The 2,943-nt window shown below is 68.3% G+C and carries 2 protein-coding genes and 1 pseudogene; 2 read left to right on the top strand and 1 reads right to left on the bottom strand.

From position 1 onward, the window contains the following. Window positions 1-1,229: pseudogene (locus ACWEJ6_RS54555) on the bottom strand (IS110 family transposase); the annotation flags it as partial. 206 nt (window positions 1,230-1,435) lie between these two features. On the opposite strand from ACWEJ6_RS54555, the gene ACWEJ6_RS54550 reads away from it, so the two are divergent. Next, window positions 1,436-1,735: a transposase gene (locus ACWEJ6_RS54550; RefSeq protein WP_452433651.1), complete on the top strand. Its 300-nt coding sequence runs from the start codon at window positions 1,436-1,438 to the stop codon at window positions 1,733-1,735. Then, complete coding sequence (locus tag ACWEJ6_RS54545) at window positions 1,732-2,604, top strand: IS3 family transposase (RefSeq protein ID WP_452433650.1); 873 nt, start codon at window positions 1,732-1,734, stop codon at window positions 2,602-2,604. The genes ACWEJ6_RS54550 and ACWEJ6_RS54545 overlap by 4 nt, the downstream gene beginning before the upstream one ends. Window positions 2,605-2,943 lie beyond the last annotated feature (339 nt).

The raw sequence follows: 2,943 nt of genomic DNA, 5'->3' as shown, positions 1-2,943 counted from the left end.
ACTGGGGAGAAGACCCGGTTGTCGCGCAGCAGAGCCCACAGCACGTCGACCAGTCGGCGCGCCAGAGCGAGTAGGGCCTGGGTATGAAGCTTGTTTTCATCCCGTTTGCGCTGTTAGAAGGCTCACGAGAGGCCGTCGGCGCGGATACTGGACAGCGCGGCCATGGAGAACACCTGGCGCGGCGGCCGGTTGAACCGCTTGGGCCCGCGGTTGTCGCCGGCGATCCGGCCCGAGTCGCGTGGCACGGGCGCCAGCCCGGCGTAGGAGGCCAGGCGGCCCGCGTGGGTGAAGGCGGCCTGGACATCGCCGCTGGTCGCGACGACGAACTGGGCACCAAGCAGCGGGCCCATGCCAGGCAGGCTTTCGATGATGTGCGCCCGCGGATGGGTCCGGAACCGCTCGGCGATCAGCTTGTCGGTTTCCTTGATCTCCCGGTCCAGTCCGAGCGGCTGCCGGGCGAGCTTGTTGACCAGGATCGCCGTGGTGGCCTCGCCGGGCAGCGCGACCGTCTGCCGGTCGGCTGCCGCCCTCGCGGCGGTGACCATGGCGTCGATGCCTTTGCGCCAAGCACCCTCTTCCTGCAGGAAGGCGGCCAAGCCCTCCTGGCCAGCTTGGCGGACCTCCTCGGGTGTGCAATAGCCCGACAACAGAATCAGCGCCGAGCGGGTGGAGAAGTCGGAGCTGGCCTCCAAAGCGGGGAAGATGCTGGTGAGCAGGTCGCGCAGCCGGTTCACGCCACGCACCCAGTCGGCCATCACATCGGCCCGATAGGAGGCCAGCCGGGTCAGCTCGACCACCAGCTCGTCGGCCGCGGTCACCTCGGTCAGGTCGCCGCGCATGCGGGCGACATCGGCGATGATCCGGGCGTCCTTGGCATCGGTCTTGCCCTCGCCTCGAAAGACCCCGGCCATGCCATTGACCATCCGGCCGGGCACATAGACCACGCTCTGGCCGCTGGTCAGCAAAGTGGCCAGCGGCGACGCGGCGACCGGGCTGATCAGATCCACCGCCCATTGCACCCGAGCGCCGGTCTTGGCCGCGGCTGCCTCGGCACGCTCAACCAGGTCCTCGATCTGCCGCTGGCCGTTGCCGACCTTGACCGACCACAGCTTCTTGCCCGTCGCGTCGAGCGCCACCGCGTGGTGGCTGCTCTTACCCGCATCGATACCAATCCACACACACGTCGCCGTCACCCGGCCCGCCTTCTCGTGTTCGCGGGTCAACCTCATGGACGACCCCGCCGGCAGGTCCCTAAACAGCGACGATTCGCATCAGATCTCAATCAGCGGCCAGGGCGTCCAGAACGACGAGGGGGCTATTCCCTCCAAGCCACAACAGCTGCAGCGGATGTCCATCAGCCACACCCCGTCGCCCTGGGCATCCAGAGCGACTCACTCCAGACAAAACGATCTTAGGGATGTCCATGATGGAGAGCATGGGGAAGAAGAAGCCACGTCCTCGCCGCTCGTTCACGCCGGAGTTCAAGGCCGAGATCGTCGAGTTGTGTCAGCGGGGTGACCGATCGATCCGTGAGGTGACTCAGGACTTCGACCTGACCGAGGCCGCGGTGCGCCAATGGGTGCGCCAGGCCGAGGTCGATGCCGGGCAGCGGGGCGGGCTGACCAGTAGCGAGCGGGAGGAGCTGGCGGCGCTGCGGCGGGAGAACCGACGGCTGCGCGAGGACGTCGACGTTCTCAAGCGGGCCACGGCTTTCTTCGCCAAGGAGACCCGGTGAGCGCGCACCCGTTCATCGAGGCGGAGAAGCAGGGCGGTCACAGCGTCAAGCGGGCGTGTGAGCTGCTGGGAGCCTCCCGCGCCGCCTTCTACGAACGCAGCGGTGGCGCGCCCGGTCCGCGCGCGATGCGCGACGCGGAGCTGGTCGAGCGCATCGCCGAAGTGCGCGCACGCTCACGAGGCAGCTACGGCGCGCCACGCGTCCATGCGCAGTTGCAGCGGGATGGTCAGCGGTGCGGCCGGCGGCGGGTGGCCCGGCTGATGCGCGCGCTCGGCCTGGCCGGACGGTATCGGCGCCGCCGGCGGCGGACCACTGTGGTCGATCCGAACGCCGATGCCCGGCCGGACCTGATCGGCCGTGACTTCGCCCCTGATGCGGCAGCCGTCGATACGCACTGGTGCGGCGACATCACGTACGTGCCCGACCGAGGAGGGTTGGTTGTGTCTAACCACTGTCATCGACATCGCCTCCCGCCGGGTGGTGGGCTGGGCGACGGCCGATCACCTGCGCACCGGCCTGGTGGCCGAGGCCCTGCAGCGGGCCTGCGCCCGACGACGACCGACCGGTCGGTGATCTTCCAGTCGGACCGCGGCTGTCAATATACGAGCGCCGCCTACGCCCAGCTGGCCGCGCGGCTCGGCGTGCGGCTGTCGGTCGGGCGCACCGGCCAGTGCTGGGACAACGCGCTGGCCGAGTCGTTCTTCGCGGCCATCAAGGGCGAACTCCTCGACCAGCGGTCCTGGCCCACCAGAGCTGCGGCCCGCAGCGCGATCTTCGAGTTCATCGAGGGCTGGTACAACCTGCACCGCCCGCACAGCGGTTTGGGCTACCGTAGCCCCGCCGACTTCGAGGCCGCCGCGGCGGCCTGACCACCACAACGATGGTGTCCGTCAAAGCCGAGCAAGCTCAGCCACAACCTCACGGGGTCCGAGGTCCGCGATCGTAACGGCGTGAGCCAAGTAACACTCGAGGTAGGAGAGCGGGGGAGCTCTGCCTGCTCGAATCGCTTGAGCTGGGCAGATAGTGCCACGGGGTGTGGGCCGTGCAAGATCGTCCCCGCATATGTCCAAGCTCGCGAAGTGTCGGCCTATGCAGGACGGTTAGGCCGGGGAATGGGTGTTATACGTAGAACGGTGTGCCGGACGTCAAGCCCGGCCACGTGGCTCAGGTGGATATGACGACGTTCTCGCCTTCATCGAGGCGCTCCC

The organism is Nonomuraea sp. NPDC004702 (assembly GCF_053601695.1).
Note: the sequence above shows the minus strand (reverse complement) of the source record. Positions and strands in the feature narration are given on the sequence as shown.

Bases quoted from the DNA above. Each gene is read 5' to 3' on its own strand.
- ACWEJ6_RS54550 (WP_452433651.1), top strand. From the start codon at position 1,436: ATGGGGAAGAAGAAGCCACGTCCTCGCCGCTCGTTCACGCCGGAGTTC.